This window comes from Algoriphagus sp. NF (genome assembly GCF_028823735.1).
Taxonomy (GTDB): domain Bacteria; phylum Bacteroidota; class Bacteroidia; order Cytophagales; family Cyclobacteriaceae; genus Algoriphagus; species Algoriphagus marincola.
In genome coordinates this window covers 83,876-102,525 of the sequence record NZ_JAPEIB010000014.1, presented here as the reverse complement: position 1 = coordinate 102,525, position 18,650 = coordinate 83,876, and the positions used below count along the sequence as shown (strand labels likewise).

15 protein-coding genes are annotated in these 18,650 nt (G+C 42.7%); 5 read left to right on the top strand and 10 right to left on the bottom strand.

Annotated elements, in window-relative coordinates; genetic code table 11:
• The first annotated feature begins 44 nt into the window (after positions 1-44).
• Positions 45-476 carry a lipocalin family protein gene (locus OU792_RS08900; protein ID WP_134203006.1) on the top strand — a complete coding sequence of 144 codons (432 nt, stop codon included), beginning with the start codon at positions 45-47 and terminating at the stop codon, positions 474-476.
• 79 nt (positions 477-555) lie between these two features.
• Here OU792_RS08900 and OU792_RS08895 read toward each other — a convergent pair whose 3' ends face one another.
• The gene (locus OU792_RS08895) at positions 556-3,096 is read right to left on the bottom strand and encodes a M14 family zinc carboxypeptidase (protein WP_274669977.1); all 2,541 of its coding nucleotides are present in this window, start codon (positions 3,094-3,096) and stop codon (positions 556-558) included.
• 131 nt (positions 3,097-3,227) lie between these two features.
• Here OU792_RS08895 and OU792_RS08890 point away from each other — a divergent pair, with 131 nt between their 5' ends.
• From OU792_RS08890 to OU792_RS08880, 3 genes are all read left to right on the top strand, one after another.
• Complete coding sequence (locus tag OU792_RS08890; RefSeq protein ID WP_274669976.1) at positions 3,228-3,995, top strand: 3-keto-disaccharide hydrolase; 768 nt, start codon at positions 3,228-3,230, stop codon at positions 3,993-3,995.
• 236 nt (positions 3,996-4,231) lie between these two features.
• Entirely contained in the window at positions 4,232-5,572 is a 1,341-nt protein-coding gene (locus tag OU792_RS08885; RefSeq protein ID WP_274669975.1) for a Gfo/Idh/MocA family protein, read from the top strand.
• A gap of 39 nt (positions 5,573-5,611) precedes the next feature.
• On the top strand, positions 5,612-6,862 hold the full coding sequence (locus OU792_RS08880) for a M14 family metallopeptidase (protein ID WP_274669974.1): 1,251 nt from the start codon (positions 5,612-5,614) through the stop codon (positions 6,860-6,862).
• A 31-nt stretch (positions 6,863-6,893) separates the two neighbouring features.
• Here the strand turns inward: OU792_RS08880 and OU792_RS08875 are convergent, their stop codons facing one another.
• The 7 genes from OU792_RS08875 to OU792_RS08845 all read right to left on the bottom strand — a co-directional run bounded on the left by OU792_RS08875 (position 6,894) and on the right by OU792_RS08845 (position 16,188).
• A complete protein-coding gene (locus OU792_RS08875) occupies positions 6,894-8,279 on the bottom strand; it encodes a glycoside hydrolase family 30 protein (protein WP_274669973.1) in 1,386 nt (461 codons plus the stop codon).
• Positions 8,280-8,331: 52 nt separating this feature from the next.
• On the bottom strand, positions 8,332-8,721 hold the full coding sequence (locus OU792_RS08870; protein ID WP_026945108.1) for a hypothetical protein: 390 nt from the start codon (positions 8,719-8,721) through the stop codon (positions 8,332-8,334).
• Between the two features lie 25 nt (positions 8,722-8,746).
• Positions 8,747-9,244, bottom strand: a complete 498-nt coding sequence (locus OU792_RS08865; protein WP_134203001.1) for a DUF937 domain-containing protein — start codon at positions 9,242-9,244, stop codon at positions 8,747-8,749.
• A 220-nt stretch (positions 9,245-9,464) separates the two neighbouring features.
• Positions 9,465-12,698 (bottom strand): S41 family peptidase, encoded by a 3,234-nt coding sequence (locus OU792_RS08860; RefSeq protein WP_134203000.1) that lies wholly within the window; start codon positions 12,696-12,698, stop codon positions 9,465-9,467.
• A gap of 170 nt (positions 12,699-12,868) precedes the next feature.
• The gene (locus tag OU792_RS08855) at positions 12,869-15,058 is read right to left on the bottom strand and encodes a hypothetical protein (RefSeq protein ID WP_134202999.1); all 2,190 of its coding nucleotides are present in this window, start codon (positions 15,056-15,058) and stop codon (positions 12,869-12,871) included.
• Between the two features lie 367 nt (positions 15,059-15,425).
• Entirely contained in the window at positions 15,426-16,013 is a 588-nt protein-coding gene (locus OU792_RS08850; protein ID WP_134202998.1) for a DUF4136 domain-containing protein, read from the bottom strand.
• A 16-nt stretch (positions 16,014-16,029) separates the two neighbouring features.
• A complete protein-coding gene (locus OU792_RS08845; RefSeq protein WP_166669437.1) occupies positions 16,030-16,188 on the bottom strand; it encodes a hypothetical protein in 159 nt (52 codons plus the stop codon).
• Between the two features lie 122 nt (positions 16,189-16,310).
• On the opposite strand from OU792_RS08845, the gene OU792_RS08840 reads away from it, so the two are divergent.
• On the top strand, positions 16,311-16,904 hold the full coding sequence (locus tag OU792_RS08840) for a uracil-DNA glycosylase family protein (protein ID WP_134202997.1): 594 nt from the start codon (positions 16,311-16,313) through the stop codon (positions 16,902-16,904).
• Here OU792_RS08840 and OU792_RS08835 read toward each other — a convergent pair.
• Positions 16,901-17,824 (bottom strand): NAD-dependent epimerase/dehydratase family protein, encoded by a 924-nt coding sequence (locus tag OU792_RS08835; protein ID WP_134202996.1) that lies wholly within the window; start codon positions 17,822-17,824, stop codon positions 16,901-16,903. The genes OU792_RS08840 and OU792_RS08835 overlap by 4 nt on opposite strands.
• A gap of 12 nt (positions 17,825-17,836) precedes the next feature.
• On the bottom strand, positions 17,837-18,646 hold the full coding sequence (locus OU792_RS08830; RefSeq protein WP_134202995.1) for a creatininase family protein: 810 nt from the start codon (positions 18,644-18,646) through the stop codon (positions 17,837-17,839).
• Between the last annotated feature and the right edge of the window lie 4 nt (positions 18,647-18,650).

Below are 18,650 nucleotides of genomic sequence, written 5' to 3'. Positions count from 1 at the left end.
GCGCTAAAAAATTTTAAAACTATCTACGAAAAAATCGCAAAACTATGAAAACTACAAAAAACGTAAAAGCTTACATGATTTCTGCCTTGATTCTTTTAGGGTTTATCGCTTGGATCGGGCCTTCTCCGGAAGAGGTCCTTGGAACTTGGAAGGGGACAGGCTTCAAGTTTGAGCAACACGAGGGTCCTGAGTTGCCAGCTTTGGAAGAAGGAGGAAAGTCTATTCACCTTCAATCAACGTTGACTTTGAGTCCTAACAAAACTTATCAAATGGTCAATCCTGATGGAAGCATGAATGGAAAAGGTATCTGGAAATTGGAAGATAAAGTATTGACTCTGACTGATGAAAGACAAAATGTGATACAATATGAAATCGTCTCACTTGAAAAAAATCGTCTTACCACTTCACATTCAGTTGAAATGGAGACTCCTGAAGGCAAAGTGGCAGGTAGGATCTTATTGACGTATAGTCGCTAAAAAATTTATTCTCACAGGGTTTGCTCGTAAAAAAACCGCGGAAACTGTTTTCCGCGGTTTTTTTGATTTATCAAAAGTTTCAATCCATTTGATTTCCAAAGAAAATCGCATTTAAGAAGAGCTTATTGGTTCCAAACCAAGCCCCTCTGAAATTAGGGTTGTCGAAGAAATGAACGACTCTTCCACGTCCCGATGGAGAAATAAGAACACTGGCGCTTTGCTTGAGTTTCTCAAGGTTTTGGTCGGAAATATAGCCGCCTAGGTGTGGATTCTCAGTGTATCGGATAGGCGTGAGGTATTTGTTTTTGCTAGGTTGGATGAAAATGTTGCTGTTTCTGTAGACAGGGATATTTTTCATTTGGTATCCATAAGCAATAGGATGGGTTAAGTCCAGCTCTGCCATATAAATACTACCTCCTACAGCTTTCGCCCCTTCGAAATCACGGCTACTTGCAAAAGGAAGAGATTCAGGTTCGGCTTTTTCCTCAAGTTCTACTGCAGATTCATTGGTGATTCCCTGCCGATTCAGCCAAAGGCTTGCACTTTTGAGTGAAACAACGGTTCCTCCTCGCTGAATCCAATCTTTGAGGTGCTCAACAGCCGAATTAGAAAGGCTGTTGTAATTACCGGATGCCAGTATCAGCGTATTGTAATCAAATAGGTTTACCCTTCCAAAATCATCTGTATTTACTTTTGTAATAGGCATTCCTACTTTTGAGTCCATCAGATGCCAGATTTCTCCAGCCTCATAGCTAGAAACACCCGGTCCTACCAGCATAATGACTTTTGGTTGTTGAACGGCACCTACTGAGTTAGATCCTAAATCAATTCCTGAAAGGTTTAGCCCCGTTTCTACCTTATATACTTTCTGCTGATTTTTATTGGCGATGTTTTTCAGCAGATCGATCAATTCTGTATCCTTGATTTTTTGGAAACCCATCGGAATCATTAGGGTCCCTGCTGCAAAATCTACCGCACCTTCTTGAGTTTGCGATCGAAATGGTCGGTTGACTACCTCTACATGAATTCCAGCTTTTTGTAGCTCATAAAGTGCCTTCGGCGCAAAATAATCTGACCAGTCAATGAGATAGGCATAGGCTTTTCCTTCAGGAAACTCAAAGGAAGGTTTTGCCACCTCTTTTACTTCCTCACCTGCTTGAGCAGATGGTACAGCGGCGAAAGGCATCCCATAAGCTGCCGCCATGGTCCAGGCTGATGCGTCGTAAAAAACCGAATCAGCAAATTCTTTTACGTATTCAAACATGGTGCGAACCATGCGGTATTGAGGTTGTGCGGTAGGGACCACCCATGATTTTCCTTTTTTGAAGGTGTTATTTCCAACCCTCAAATCAGCATTATTTTCATATACATCAATCTGATGATCAAGTAGAAATTGAACAAAGAGTCTATTTCTGCTTTCGTCATACTCATCTCCAAACACATAGTTTTTAGCCGGGTCTTTTCTTCCTTCAGCAACGGCCGTTTCAAAGAATTCCCGCAGATAATCATGCATATATTCTCGATTGTCAATAGCAGCTTCTAGGGTGGCTAGGGAGTTGACCACATGATTTCGAATGGTGAATGCAAAAGAGATGTCGCCTCGCTGACTAGCTTGAAGATGGCCACGGCTACTGGCTGTTTCAAATACCAAACCTAGACCTCCATGGATATCTGGATAGGTAGAACCATAGCCAGGATAGCTATTGTCAAAAACCTCTTTTGTCCAATAAAGACTACCGATTTCATCCATGTATTTCGCAAAGTATTCGGCAAAAATCGGGTTGATTTCATCGTAGTTTTTTCTTGGAACTACAGGGTTTTCGGATCCGTAGGGTTTGGTTGGTTCGAAGAAATAGGTGCTATTCGTTCCCATTTCGTGAAAGTCAGTGGTCACATTAGGATACCACTGATGATACCATTGGACTTTGGTCTGTGATTCAGGATGGGCGAGTGGAAGCCAGTCTCTGTTAAGATCATACCAATAATGGTTGGTTCGGCCTCCAGGCCAAGCCTCATTGTGCTCTCTGTCCAATGCATCTGCAACCGGTGGGAAGCCTTTGTTAGAATTAGCCCAAAGACTGTGTCTGTCCCTTCCATCTGGGTTGAGGGTTGGATCGATGAGTACTACAGACTCTTCTCTGACTCTCTGTGCGAGTTCAGATTGACCCGCTACAATCCAATAAGCGGTCAAGAGTGCTGCTTCTGCTGAAGAAGGTTCATTTCCATGCACCCCATACCCCAAATGAACGATAGATGGCATTTGGCTGACATTTGGCTTGGGTTGAGTTGGGTCTGCCAATTGTACCTGAGTTTGTCTGATCGCTTCCAAGTTGGCCATGTTGCTTTCGTTGGCAATGGTCAGGATAACTTTCGGCCTGTGTTCGTGTGTATAGCCGATCGTTTCCAGTTTGACCAGATCACTGAGCTCATCCAATTTTTCGTAGTATTTGACGATGAGGTCATAGCGAGTATGCCAGTCTCCGACAGGGTAGCCCAAGAATTCCTCAGGTGATGGAATTTCTGGATTAAATTTTTCCCCTGGGAAATAATATTCGGTTTGACTAAAAGCGAATTGAGCTGTGAAAAACAGACTTAAAATAGAGAGGTAGATCTTCTTCATAAGGTGAAATTTTCAGAAAATTAGGAAAGCTTATGGCGCTTGCAATCAAAAATCCATCAATGGTTTTTTGATTGAGCGCATTTGGACTTAATTTATCCTGTGAAATTATAAACCTTAAAATAATCTACGGTATGAACATTCGATTTAAATCACTTTTATTCCTTTTCCTTTCGGTTGGATTGAGTTTGTCCTTGTACGGTCAGGAGAAAACTCCACCGCCTATGCCTCCTCAAGCTACTGAGTTTTATACACCTGTCCCTCCAAAAATTACTCCCGGAGCTGAAAACAATCTTCCTCCTTCGGATGCCATCGTACTTTTCGATGGAAGTAGCTTGAATAGTTTTGTTTCTGCCAGAGATGGGTCTAGTCCCGCTGAGTGGATTATAGAAAATGGTGAACTAGTCGTGACTCCAGGGAAAGGGGATATCCAGTCAAAAATGGCCTTTGGAGATGCACAATATCACATCGAATGGTCAGCTCCAACAGAGATTAAGGGTGAGGGCCAAGGTCGCGGAAACTCCGGTTTTTTCCTGATGGGACTGTATGAAGTTCAGATTTTGGATAGCTACGAAAGCAAGACTTACACCAATGGACAGGCTGGGAGTATTTACAAGCAGTTTCCACCACTAGTCAACCCACTTCGTGCCCCGGGAGAATGGAATTATTACGATATCATTTTCAAAGCTCCTCGTTTTGATAAAAATGGAGTGCTTACATCTCCAGCTACTGTGACCGTTTTGATCAATGGTGTTTTGGTACAAAATCATGTTATCCTTCGCGGACCTACTGAGTACATCGGCATCCCTAATTACAAAGCTCACGCAGAGGCTCTTCCAATTAAGCTTCAGGATCATAGCAATCCGGTGAGATTTAGAAATATTTGGGTACGACCACTATAAGTAGCAGGTATGTAGTATCAAGTATTCCTTTGTGAAAATAGATTACGCCTACTAAAAACCCATCATGGATATTCGCTTTCTTACCAGTATTGATAAAAAGTCGACTTATTTTCTGCTGAAAGGATCAGAATCCGGAAGCTTCGGGCTTCGTTCTTCCCACCATTCAAGCAAAGTAAATAAGGCAAAGGCATGATTGCGGATAATCATAAAACCCATTACCATAAACCCTTGAAAAAATGTCCTCTCGAAGAAAATTTCTACAAAATACCATGCTCCTAGGAGCTGGACTCAGCATGCCATCAGTATTAACTGCGGCAGATTTTGGTGCTTTTACCCGAAAAATCAAGCCTTCAGATCAACTCAATTATGGAGTCATCGGCTGCAAAGGTATGGGCTGGTCCAATATGAACGCACATCTCAAAATGGCTAACGTCAATTGTGTTGCTTTAGCAGATGTAGATCAATCTGTTTTGGACCAACGAACTGAGGATGTTTTTAAGCAGCGAGGTACTCGTCCAAAGCAGTATAAAGATTACCGAAAGATGCTGGAAGATCCGGATATTGATGTGGTGATCATCGGTACGCCTGACCATTGGCATTGTTTGAACATGGTCGATGCGGTATCTGCAGGCAAGCACGTGTATGTAGAGAAACCCATAGCCAATACGATCGAGGAGTGTCAAATCATGGTGAAGGCCCAAGAGCGATATGGAAAAGTCGTCCAAGTTGGGCAATGGCAACGATCTGGAAGTCAATATGATCAAGCTATCAATTATGTCAAATCCGGGAACTTGGGACAGATTCGACTAGTCAAATGTTGGGCATATCAAGGTTGGATGAAGCCCGTGCCTGTGCTCCCCAATGGCCCGGCACCTGCTGGGGTAGATTACGATATGTGGCTGGGTCCTGCACCGAAAAGGGAGTTCAACCCCAATCGTTTTCATTTCAACTTCCGTTGGTTTTGGGATTATGCGGGTGGCTTGATGACAGACTGGGGAGTTCATGAAATAGATATCGCACTTTACGCGATGGGAGTCAGTGCTCCTAAATCAGTCATGGCTTCAGGAGGGAAATTTGCCTATCCTGATGATGCTTCCGAGACCCCTGATACATTGCAAACTGTCTATGAATATGATGGATTCAATATGCTATGGGAGCATGCAACAGGCATCGATGGAGGAAATTATGGCACGACTGAAGGAATCGCATTTATCGGAAATAATGCTACCCTTGTGGTCAATCGTGGAGGCTGGAAAGTAATCCCCGAAACAGAAAATGTAGATGGTGAACGAAAGCCAAAAGTGGAAGAGGTTCCCCATACACGACCTGAAGGTAGTGCACTGGATTTGCATGCAGTCAATTTTGTTGATTCTGTGATGGCAAATGATCCGGGTATGTTGAAATGTGCTATTCAGACTGGTTCGGTAGCGGCTATCAATGCTCAGATGGGAAATATCGCTTACAAAACAGGTAAGAAAGTTTACTGGGACGCAGGTAAAAACCAATTTAGTGATAGTGAGGCAAACGACTTGATGAAAGCCCACTATCACAATGGATGGCAAGTCCCAAAAGTCTAAATCTAATTTGGGGCTAAATCTTTTTTTGTAAATTCCAGAATGAAGTATTTAGCCCCAATTCTACTCATCTTTATTTTTTTCGCTTGTAAATCAACCCAACAATGGTCTGGGCAAGGCCCTATTAATGTGGTTCCCACCGAGGATAAACCAATCGAAACCCAAGTCTATCGGGATTTTGATCTGGGTGATGGTTTTTTTATTTCTAATAAAATGGAAGGTGGAAGACTGAATGATGCCAAGAGGGTCAACGATACCTTGATCGAGGTGATGATTTTACCAGAGAATCAGCCCATCAATCCTAGTCCATGGTATGCATTCAAAATGTGGTCAGAAGAGGAAAAGCAACTATGGATTCGGCTGACATATCCTCAAAATGGCTTTCACCGCTATTACCCCAAAATCAATAAGCGAGGGCTTTATTATAAGAAGTTGGATTCTGCAGCTTTTCATCCGCATTATAAAACATTGGAAGATGGGCGTAGGCAGATTGAATTTGCTGAAGCGAAGGTTTGGGTAGGTCCGGATACGCTTTGGATAGCGGCACAGGATTTTGCAGGGACAGCCTATGTGGAGCGGTGGAAAGGGAAAATCCTTGAAAATGATTTTGTTGAAAAAATTGAAATTGGGCAAAGCAAAGAAGGTAGACCACTGGAGATTTTGAAAATAGGGGAAGCTGATGATCAAAAAATGCTCATGGCTATTTCCTTACAGCATCCACCCGAAATTCCAGGTTTCCTTGCCTTAAAAAGCTTTGTCGAGACACTTTGTGAGGATAGTCCTCAGGCTAAAAAATTCCGAAGTAAATATAACCTTTATGTCATGCCTTTGATGAACCCTGATGGAGTGGCCAGGGGTCATTGGCGGCATAATGTAGGAGGGGTAGATACTAATCGTGATTGGATCAATTTCAACCAGCCAGAGCCGAAAGCTTTGGCCGAATTTATGGAGTCCAAAGTGCGCGAAACAGGGGGTGAATTCGTGTTTGCAGCAGATTTTCATGCTACTTGGGAAGATATTTTTTACACAATCAATGAGGATTTGGATGGGAATCATCCTGGTCTCATTCCCAAATTAATAAAGCGATCATCTCGAAAAATCCCGGGTTATGACCCCAATATTCGACCATCGGAAGGTATGGAACGAGGAGTCACTTCGAGTTCCTACTTCTTCTTTGTTCATGGCGCAGAGGCGATGACCTTTGAGGTGGGAGATAATACACCTCGAAGACTGATTCGTCAAAAGGGTGAAACAACGGCTCGAGAACTCATGCGTATTTTGAATAGGAAGTAAGCGCCCTACCGGTGTTTTGAAAAATGTTCACTTACCAAATCCAGGTTCCAGTTGCTCCAGGATTTAGATTGGTGCTGAATTGAGTCTTGCCTTCCTGAACTTGGAAAGCTACAGGAGCCGAACTGTCATTTAGCACAATCAGGACCTTTTTCCCTGAAGGTGTTTGATAGGCGACATTCGGTAAACCTTCGATTGAATTGGATTCGATTCTGACCGAGCCCTCATCTACAAATTTGCTGGCATGAGCGATGACATAATAGGCTGGATTTCGCGTAACTTGATCTCCATCTATTGTCACCGCACCCAAGCAACGGTCACATCCTCCACGGTCAGTATGAGGAGTCAGACTTGGATTTGAGCTTAGATTCCATTCCAAAACCGTTTTTGCCCAATTCCTAGGCGCTCCGATCAGTAGATTTTTTACATGCCATGGAATATCTCCTTCCAAATTACCGGGTGCACCTACCCATTGCTCTGTAAAGTAGATGTTTTTGTTGGGAAAGGCTCGATGAACTTCTGAAAGTGCTTCAATTTCTCCTCCATACAGATGAAATGCCGAACCGTCAATAAATGGATTAGCCAAACTGTCACTCATGACTGAAATCGGGTAGTCGGGTCGATCCGCATTGTGGTCATAAACCACAATTTTGGTCTCGATACCTGATTCCGAGAAAGCAGGTCCCAGGTACCTCCCGATGAAGCGGGCTTGCTGCTCCGGAAGCATCAGAAGTGAAGGGTTGTTTCCAGGATGCAAGGGCTCGTTTTGTATGGTCAGGGCGTCTATGTTGATGCCTTCAGCTTTCATAGCCTGGATATATTTAACCAAGTATTTTGCATAGGCAGGCTCAAATTCTTCCAAAAGGGATCCTCCTCTTGTATCCTTGTTGTCTTTCATCCACTTAGGTGGAGACCAAGGGGAGGCCATTAATTTGATTTTGGGGTTGATTTCCAAAATCATCTTCAATACTGGAATTACATCCAGGGTGTCGTAGCTAAGGCTAAAATTTTCCAGTTCGGGGTCTATTGCCAGTGAATCTTCCAGATCATTGTAAGAAAAGGGGAATTCATTCAAGTCAGAGGCAGCAACAGAAAGCCTAAGGTAATTGATTCGGATGCTGTTTTCCTCATTGCCAAAAAGCTCAAGAAGGAGTGAATTGCGTGCCGAATCGCTCATCTGAAGAATGTGCTGAGCAGAGCCTTGACTTAAGGTGAATCCAAAGCCATCCATAGACTGGAAGCGTGACTCGATGTCAATAGTTATGGTTTGAGGTTCTTGTCCAGATTTAAGCATTTCGGGATTTTTCTCGAAAAGAATTCCAGACTTCGGATCTGTCAACCAAAAGTTGACTTTTGGATCCTGAACCTGGCAAGAGACTAGGAGAATACATCCAAACAGAAAGGGAAATAGATTTTTCATATGTAATAAAAAAGCCTCGGATGACCGAGGCTGTGAAGTTAAGCAATTAGCGCTAGAAGGCTAGAGCAGCTAGCCCCAGTTTCGATTTGAGTGGGTTGATTCCCTTCAGTATTTGACCTGAATATTTTTTAAATAAATCACTCCCCATGAGGTCCATCAGGAACTTGGTTCTTTTGTTTTTTAAACCCAGAAAACTTGCCTTTTTATCCTCGTCAGAAGCATTGCTTCCACTTATTTTCATCAAATCGTCTACAAAACTCTTATTGTCTTTCTTAAGTTTTGATTCTTGGTCAGCATTCAAGCCCAGACCTTTGGTATTGTCCAGAATTCCTAAAACTTGAGAGCTTAAATCCATTTTTGGGATTTTAAGACCCTGTGCCTGAGCATTGCTAGCAAGGAATACAAAGATTCCAATGAACGCCATCATCGTTAGTTTTTTCATTTGTTCGGAGTTTATGTTGATGAAATTATTTAAAAAGACCTTTACCCATATTCATGAGCCCGCCGAGATCCATGCCTCCTTTTCCTCCACCACCTAATAGTGAACCTAGGATATCTGCTCCTCCGGCACCCGGACCACCTTGTAAGGCTTTTGCTACCAAATTCATAATGTCATTGTTGTCTTGTGGAGCGTCATTTACACGTTGATTGAAGAAGTTCATCAGCATAGGAAGTGCCGCTGCCGCAAGGCTCATCGCCTGCTGACTATTTAGTCCCAGTTTCTCCATCAGTCCTGAAGCAAAATCCCCCGAAAGTCCCTGAATGGCCGGACTGTCAGCCGGGGTATCAGCACCTGAAAACATTTCCTTCACAGCGGAGAGATCTCCAGATTGGGCCTTCTTTTGCAAAAGAGAACCAAGAACCTCCTCGATTGCAGAGGCATCGCCTGGACCTGCATCTACATTTGAATTTGCCAGAAATTCTTTCAATGGCCCATCAGCCATTTTTAATAATTGATCTATCATAATTATAAAAGTTTAATTGATTGAAGTTCTAAAATTCAATTTATTAGTCCTAATCAAAAATGTTTTAAATCAGTAAATGTTAAAACCCTTGCTTTAAAAGGTTTAAATTCTTAGTCGCATTTTTTAAAAAAAGGAAATACCCAGAACTGATTCCATAACTCAGAATCAGCTGCTGGGTATTGATGGTGAAAGCAGTAATTGATTAGAAGTTTGCTAGCAATTAATTTTCTTTTGGTCTGAAATATCGAATAGGAGGTGCTGGTTCTGGCTTGAGTTCTATCCCTTCAGTTTCGAGTAGCTTCAATGCCTCAGTGACTGCTCGTTCCAATTGAGGATCCCTTCCATCGATTACATCTTTAGGCATTTGCTCTACCGCAATATCTGGGGAAATTCCAACTCCTTCCACAGCCCATTCACCATTGACATCGTAGAAACCGCCTCTTGGAGCGACCATCCGTCCACCATCTATGAAAGGAGGCGTATCCCAAGTACCTACTAAGCCTCCCCAGGTTTTAGTTCCGATGAGTGGGCCTATTTCCATCTTAATGAAAAGATATGGAAGTAAATCTCCTCCTGATCCAGCACGTTCGTTGATCAGCATGACTTTTGGTCCCCAGATACCAGACATAGGTGTGGTGAAGGGGCGATGGTCATTCGCTCTTGAATTGAAGTAGCCATGAAGTTCTCGAGCCATGATGTCTACCATGTAGTCAGCGGCAGACCCGCCTCCATTATTTCGCTCATCGATTACGGCGCCTTTTTTGTCCTGCTGGGAGAAGTAGTACCGATTGAAATAGGTATATCCTGGTTGACCGGTGTTTGGAAGATAGACGTATGCGAGCTTTCCATCCGATAGTTCATCGACTTTTCTTCTATTACCCTCTACCCAATCCATCATTCGTAATTGGGATTCATTGGCTACGGGTTTGGTAGCGATCATTCTTGCTCCGTCCAAGCCTGGCTTTGAGTTAAGGTGAATAGTAGTGTATTGATTTGCTGTTCCTTCCAAGTATTCATACAAGTTGGTGTTGGCTTGGATTTCTTTTCCGTTGATGCCTACCAGGTATTCCCCGACTTTCGCTTCATTGCCTGGATGAGCTAATGGTGCAGTCAGATTTGGATTCCAGCTTTCTCCATTATAAATCTTGCTGATACGATAATGTCCATTTACCATTTCAAAATCAGCTCCCAAGAGTCCAATGGGTACACGGTCGATATCAGGAAAATCGCCACCTCGGGTATAGGAATGGCCTACCGCTACTTCACCACCAATGATATCGATGATGTAATTCATATCTGTACGGTGACGCACATGGTCTACCCACGGCTTATACCATTCGTAGATATCGTCCCAAGGGGCACCATGCACATTGTCAACATAAAGGAAGTCTCGCTGATAGCGCCAGCCTTCTCTGTAAATCTGCTGCCACTCTTCCTGCGGGTTGACTTTGACTTTCATGGAGGAAATTGCTTTAAGCGCTCCATCTCCTACTTTCTTGTTTGATCCAGAAGTTTCGATGATTCCCCAAGTTGAGCCTGATTGGTAGAGTATGGACTTTCTGTCTTTAGAGACTACCACTTGATTTACTCGAGATAAAAATTCTTCCGACTTTTGCTTTTTAAGGTCATATTTTCGGAGGACTGTCCCTTGATTGGGAATTGCTTCCATGTAGAAAACCGTTCCTTCTGGACCAGCGGCAAGACCAATATAATTTCGATCAGGAATATCCACGGCTACAATTCTTCTTTCAATATTCTCAGGGTCAACTTTTACCGTGACTGCTCCATTCTCTTCTTTCTTTTCCCCATTAGCCTCTTTGGCTTTTTCTTCGTCACTTTTTGGAAGAAGTGGAGATTTTTCATTTGCATCCAGAATGGCAAAATACAGATGCCTTGTCACAGGCCTATCGTAGCTGCTCATATCCAGCCAGCCTGTATTCAGTCCAAAATTGGTGGAGGCTAGAAAGTACAAATACTTTCCACTTTCATCCCAGACTGGGGAAATGGCGTCGGCTAATTGATCGCTGATTTGGATCTTTTCGTTGGTGTCAACATTGAGGACAAAAATCGATTTGAACTGATTATCCATCAGTCTGGAATAGGCTATCCATTTCCCGTCAGGTGACCAAACTGGATTCATGGAGCGATTAGGATGTGCAAATCGGTCTGTTTCAACTATTCGTGCATTTCCACTTTCAATTTCAACAAGCCAAATATTATAGTCCGTATCTGTGAATGCGAGATGTCTTCCATCCGGAGCCCATTCCGGCTCGAAGAAAAAGCTTGGATCTGGAATTTTGATAGTCTTCTCAATGGTACTGCCTGTTTGATCGGCAATGATTAATTGATATTCTCCGGATTGATCAGAGAAGTAGGCGATCTTTTGGCCATTAGGTGACCAAGCTGGGGCTCGTTCGGCAGAACTCGAGGTATTGGTGATATTTCTGCCGGATCCGTTTTCTTTTGGAACGGTGATGATCTCACCGCGAAATTCAAATAATGCGCGCTGCCCGGTAGGAGAGAGGTAGGGATTCTGAAGTTGACTGGCAGAAACATCCACCCATCGCTCTCTAGCCCAATGGAAATCGCCCTTAACCTCGATCTCTACCTGCGTCAAAGAGCCATTTCCAGGGTCAAATAAGTGTAGATACCCTCCTTGCTCGATAATGATTGCATCTGGCCCGGCATCAATGCTTTTGATATCAAAATCCTTCAAGAAGGTTTCTTGTTTTTCTTGACCGGTTACAGGATCGAAGGACCAAAGATTGGCCAGAAAATCCCGCTCCGAAATGTAATAAACTTTATTTCCGAGCCAAACAGGATCAGTATGCCGCTCATTGTCCAATTGCGGGGTCATCTGAAGAGAATAGTCTTTCATATCGACTATCCAGATGGGTTTGGCTTGTCCACCGCGATGATTTCTCCATTCCGGATCCCAAAATGAAATTTGCTGATAAGCAATGTGAGAAGCATCAGGGGAAAGTTCTCCATTCACAGCTCTTGGAATGGCCAATGATTCGGGAATTCCTCCATTCTTGGAAATTTTAAAAAATTTAGATTCCTCTGTCGCATGTCCGTCTCTGCCAGAGGTAAATAAAACGTGCTGTCCATCAGGAGTCCATCCTGTGACATTATCTGCACCTGGATGCCAGGTCAATCGTTGTGGCTCACCACCTTCTGATGGAATCAGGTAGACATCCGTATTGCCATCATATTGTGCCGTAAATGCGATATGTGTGCCGTCTGGAGAAAAGTGTGGAAGAGATTCTTCTCCTTCATTGCTGGTAAGCCGGATCGCTTGACCTCCACTTCGAGATACTTTCCAAAGGTCATTTGCATAGACAAAAACAATTTCGGATTGGCTAAGCGTAGGCTGTCGAAGCAGCTGGGTTCCCTGCCCCAAAGCTGACTGGCTGAGCACACCACAGATCAATAATGTGATGAGGTTTTTCATAAATGATTGAATTTGGGTTTTTATAAAAATAGATGAATTGTGAGTAAATCCGAAAAGTACCCGCACTATTCTGATAAGTGGCTTTCGGGATGCCTTTAAATGGAAAAATCCGTCCTCCTTCTATTTAAGATCTAAGAGAAGGGGACGGATTATTAGGAAGAAAAGGATTTCTAGCGATTAGCCAGCAAGGAGTTGATCTGTGATTTGATTGTTTCCATGACAGAAGCTTTCAGCTTCTTCTTTTTGAAAGTCGCTTCCATACTTTTCATCAATTGCACCGCGGCTTTTTCATCACCCTCTTTGAGCATACCATTAGCCAATTGCCTGTAAGCCCAATTCAGCGTGATATTATCTAGGCCTTTATCTCCTGCAGATTCAGAGAAGACCTTGTCCAAGTGACTTGTCGCTTGCCCGAGGTCTCTTTTTCTCACCTGTAGTTTTTGACTTTCGGGATCTACTATTTTATAAGTCATAGATTCATTGATACCCAAGATGAAGTCAGCATAAATACTCAGCGAATTTTTGGCATGTTTTTCTGATACTTCTTTCAAAAGATCATTCCCATTTTTAAGGCTTGGACTATCTGATCCCATTAAGTAGAAAAGCATCCCTACATCATCATGGAAATAGCTATCAGCAATAGCATCTTCCTGCGCATTGAGAGGTGATTTTACCCTGATTTTCACATCCTCACTTTGAATGACAGAACCATCTGGCGTTCTGTAAGCACCCTTAATCTTGTAAATACCTGGTGCATCAAAATAAAATCCATCTCTTCCGTAGCCTATATACGCACTGGCGTAGAGCGTGTCTTTTTCGTCAGTCAGCACGGCATCCTTGACCGCTACGCAGTTATGTCCAACGGGCTCATAATTCATTACCTGTCCATTAGGCTTCATGATACCTATGCGAACTTGCTCATATTTTGGATGTACATGAGCATTTACCCGTTGATCATCTTTGAGTCGCGATCGAAGTTTAATCTCAACGACCACCGGTTCGCCTAAAGCGTAAGAGCTTTTAATAGGAACGATTTCTAGCCTGAGGCCACTGTTGTCATCGTGGATATCTGCGGTGAGGTCCTCTATGTGGCGATGGGGAGCCTCTAAACCTGCGCCTTGTGCCCAATCATTTCCACCCATGACTACACTATTGTAATATCCATGTCTCAGATGTTCTAGCTCTCCAGTGTCGAAGGCAAAGGTGAAATTGGCCCAAAACTGTCCATTTCCGTTGCGGTTGTCATAGCCCCAAGGATAGTTCATCCAGCTTAAGCTATCGGGTCTGCTTTTATCCCAACTATGCAGGAGGTTGAAGGCATGTCCCAATTCGTGGACATAGGTGAAGAGTTGGTTTCTAGTATAATTATTACCACTGAAATAGCTGGCAAGCGTATCTTGGAATACAGCAGCTCCTTGTCTATGCGGCTTGTTTGAACTCTTATAGTCAAACATAATTCCCAAAAGCGTATTGCTGACAGCTCTTCGTGCAGCAAACAACCAAACGGCCCACTGAGGGGAATTTTTGTACACACTGAAGTGCCTCACCATGCTGGCATGCATCTCGCTCTCTGTCCATTTGGAGTCGCTCCCTGCTTCGCTGGTATTGATGTAGTTGTTGCTTCCCGTATAATTCATTTGAATTCCAGCTTCCTGGAAAGCAGATACTAAGTTTAGAGTCCGTGTAGGACCTGGGTTTGAGTAGGTACCGGTATTGTAACTTCCAAATAGAGTCGTTCCCTGCTCGACATCTGTCTCAAGCTGCAAGGTTCTGAAATATTGCGATTTGAAGGCACAGGTATAAATAGCACCCGAGGTAGAGTTTTGCATCATGGTCACCTTGGCTGAGGCCCTAGTAGCAAAGATGTAATTTCGAGAGATTTCAATTTTTGCCCGGTTAGCCCACATGGATTTAGTGCCTGTAAACGAGCCAGAAATAGTCACTTTGGTTGAGCCATAGACCACTGTGGGATTTTTCATGATAAAAGAACCCCAATAGCTGGTCGTACTTCCTACTCGAAAAAAGTCAAAACTAGCCATTCTGAGATTGCTGGTGCCATCGACATCCACTCTCAGAATGAGCTGCCAGCCTGATTGAACTGTTTCATAACTTCCCGATACCCGGTGTCTAGCGATTTCTATAGGTCGCCTCCAGTCCAGAATTCTCCGATCGATTGGTTGGATGGTGTTGATGTTTTGAATGTTTGCATCAGGACTTGACTCCTCCAATGCATCCAATTCCGCCTGGTCAATCTCGAGTCCCTCTTCTTGAAAAGGATTTTGCTGGAACTCTTCTTCGAACTGATTTTCGGGGCTATTTTCTACAAAAGAACCCATCCCCGGATCGTTAAAACTTGTCATAGCAATAAAATTTATAGTTGAACAAAAAGAAAATTCAAAATGGGGGTAATAAACAATAGAAATACGCTATAAACATTCGGAATATAGATTATAAATACCTAAAAATCAAGCAAATAAGTTAAAATATAAAGGCGGGCTTGTCCACTAATTTCTCAATCAAAAAGCTAAGATTTTGTGTTTTTATCGTAAAAACTTAAACGAAAAAAGCAAGAGTATAAACACTGTGAAAATTGAGTTTAATGACGTCTTTTTTGGGGTTTTTATGACTGAAAAAAGAATCAATACATTTCCTTGAAGATTTATTAAAACGTTAATTATCAGATTATTAATTAAAGAAGTAAAATTAATTAGAGAATAAACCTAGTTCTTATTCCATCAATCTATTGACAACTTTAAACTCATTCATGACACGATAGGCTGCTCGGGTGATGTCAGCTTGAAAAGTAGGAGAAGCTTCATCAAAATTTGCTGCCGTGTAACCTTGCCAGATAGTATTTCCCCGTTTGGTGTCGATCACGTAGATGACCAGCATCCCATTGTTTTCCTTGTACTTGATTTGATTGTACGTTTCGTCTTTTTCTCTTTCTTTCTCTTCTTCATCTTCATCCTCTTCGACTACTTCCGCACCTCTGCTTTTAAGCCAATAATCAAACTCCGGTTGTACGTATCCACGATAGCGGATCGAATCCATGAAAATCTTGTAGGAAACCAACATATCAGGTTTTTCGGGCTTTTCTCTGAAGCCCTGAGACCCTAGACGTGCTCCAATGGTTGCATTCAAAACTGGTCGGATCAGACTCGTATCTACTTCTGTCGGCTCTACAAAAGCAAAAGTCTTATACCTTTTGAAAGATGCTTGATAATTGTAGTCATATTCGGTCACATAGTCTTTTTGAGTGAAACACCCCGTAGCTATTATGACGATCATTCCAAATAATATAATCGAGCTTTTCATGTGTTTTAATTTGTCTTTAAGCGGTCACATGGAATCTTGCATGAATTCCCCGATCCATCGGGGCATCCCAGTGTATCTCGGCTCTGACATGCTCGATTTCATGATTTGATTGGTTGTTGGTATTCAGGAAAATGTAAAACTTCAGAATCAGATGTTTGTTCCAAAGTATTGACATCCAGTATGATGAAATTTAAAAATTCTTTTCCAGAAAAGATAATCTGCGATATTATCTTATTTTGAAATCAATAATTTGTCATTCTTCTGACGCTGGTTAATTTGATTTTTAACTACTTAAACATGTTATCTGAGAAACACGAATTCGAAAATCATATTCATCAGATTAAGGATTGTAAAATCTGCGAAAAATACCTGCCGCTAGGAGCCAATCCGGTCTTTTCAGTCCATCCAAAAAGTAAGATTCTAATCATAGGTCAAGCACCGGGCACACGAGTGCATGCAACAGGCATTCCTTGGAATGACCCCAGTGGCGATAATTTGAGAAATTGGTTGGGAATGGAAAAGGAGGTTTTTTACGATCCGGAAATTGTGGGTATCATGCCGATGGGATTTTGCTATCCGGGTAGGGGAAAGGGCGGTGATTTACCACCTCGGCCCGAATGCGCTCCTCAGTGGCATGCATCGCTTCTAGACTGGATGCCTAATGTTCAGCTTACACTTCTGATAGGCGCTTATGCTCAAAAGTATTATTTGGGTGCAAGCCGAAAAAAGACACTGACTGAGACCGTCAAAAGCTTTGAAGCGTACAGCCCAGACCTTTTTCCTTTAGTCCATCCTTCTCCTCGAAATCGTTTATGGATGCGAAACAACCCTTGGTTTGAATCTGAAGTAGTCCCTCAATTGCGAAAAAGGGTTTGGCAAATTTTGGGCTAGGCTTCAAGACATTTTTTAAGCCCATCTTCCATGGGAGTGGCTTTCCAGCCAAAGGCTTTTTCAAATTTGCTGCTATCGAAGCAATAGTCTTCTTCGAGCTGATAGCTCAGTTCTTTTACTTCTCTCAAAGGCTGAATGAACAGACCTAAAAGCGAAATTGCCCAAGATGGAAGGACCTGAAGTTTGAAATCTTTCTTGAGATGGGTATTTAGGATATGGGTAATTTCCTCTACAGAGTTGAAAGCTTGATCAGTAGGTAGATTCCAGGTCTGATTCCAAGTGTTTGGGCTTAATGCCAATTCTACCGTTGCTTTGCCGGCATCAGGAATGTAGATAAAGGAATGCTTACTTTTGGCATTGAAGAGCCATTGAGGATTTTTGCCTGATTTCATCCTGCTGATGATCAGCTCATGCAAAAGGCTGTTTTTGGCATTGGGTCCATAAAAATCAGGAGCCCTCGCAACAATTGCTTCCAGACTTTTTTCTTCAACCTCTCGCCAGAGCATTTTCAAAATATGCAATCTGACCTTGCCTTTGGTGCTTTCGGGGTTCAGGGCGGTGCTTTCAGTCAGGTTCCCGATTTTTGTCGGATCACAGGCATACATATTGTCAAAAAAGACCAATTTGGCTTGCTGTGCTTTACAGGCTTCCAGCGTGTTTTCCATGATGATTGGCCATTCTTTTTCCCAGACCTTTTTGTCGTATTGAATACCTGCTACTAAAAAAACTACATCAACACCTTCAGCCGCCTTTAGGACATCATCGGCATGAAGAAGGTTGCCGCTGATTAATTCGTCATTGGGGTTGACTTTCTTTGGGTTTCTACTAAACAATTTAATCCCTACTCCCTTGTCAGCCAATTCCTTAGCAATGATTTGTCCGATGTTGCCATTTGCGCCGAGAATTAATGCCTTTTTCATAATTCAGAATAATTATAACCCTGCCAAGTCCCATTTTGCAATGGTTTCTTCGATCAGAGCAAGGATTTTTTCATTGACTTTTTGAAAGTATTCCTTTGCTTGTTCTTGGTTAAAATTTGGGTACCCCTGACCTTCTTGATAGAGGCCGATTGAGGATGGGAAAGGCACCGCAGACCAGGACTTGTCTTTTGGGTAGGCAGTAGCTTGATTGGAGTTGTAGCGCTCCTGATGAACAAGGGTGGGATCGATAGCTTGGATATACGCTGTTTCATTAAGCCCCGCATGGCCTCCGTCCTCTTTGAATACTTCCAATGTCACATCCGAAGCATAGCTCCACCAGTTGACTACTAAAGTTCTGATTTGTAGTTCATTGGCTATTTCACCTGCTATTTTTTGAAGGACAGCTGTTTGTCCTCCGCCGTGTCCATTCAGAATGATGATGTTTTTAAAACCATTTCTGGCCAGTCCTTTTAAAATGTCTCGGATAAAAAGCGAATAGGCTTCCTCAGAAATCTCGAAGGCTCCAGGGTAATTGGCCATGCTGCCTGTCATCCCATAGTTCAATGTAGGGGCAATCAACGCATTGAGCTCATCAGCAATATCCTTAGCCATAGCAAAAGGAGCGGTATTATCTGCGCCATTATTGATGACTCCGTGTGGTTCTAGAGTTCCGGTAGGAAGTAATACTGTCTGAATCTTTTCTGGGACAAACTCTGCAAACTCCATCCAATTTATTCGGTCCATTTCTCTTGTCGTAAGGGTCTGGGCTATAGATGAGAGTACAAAAAAATTAAGGACAAGGAATGGAATAAACTTTCTCATAGGG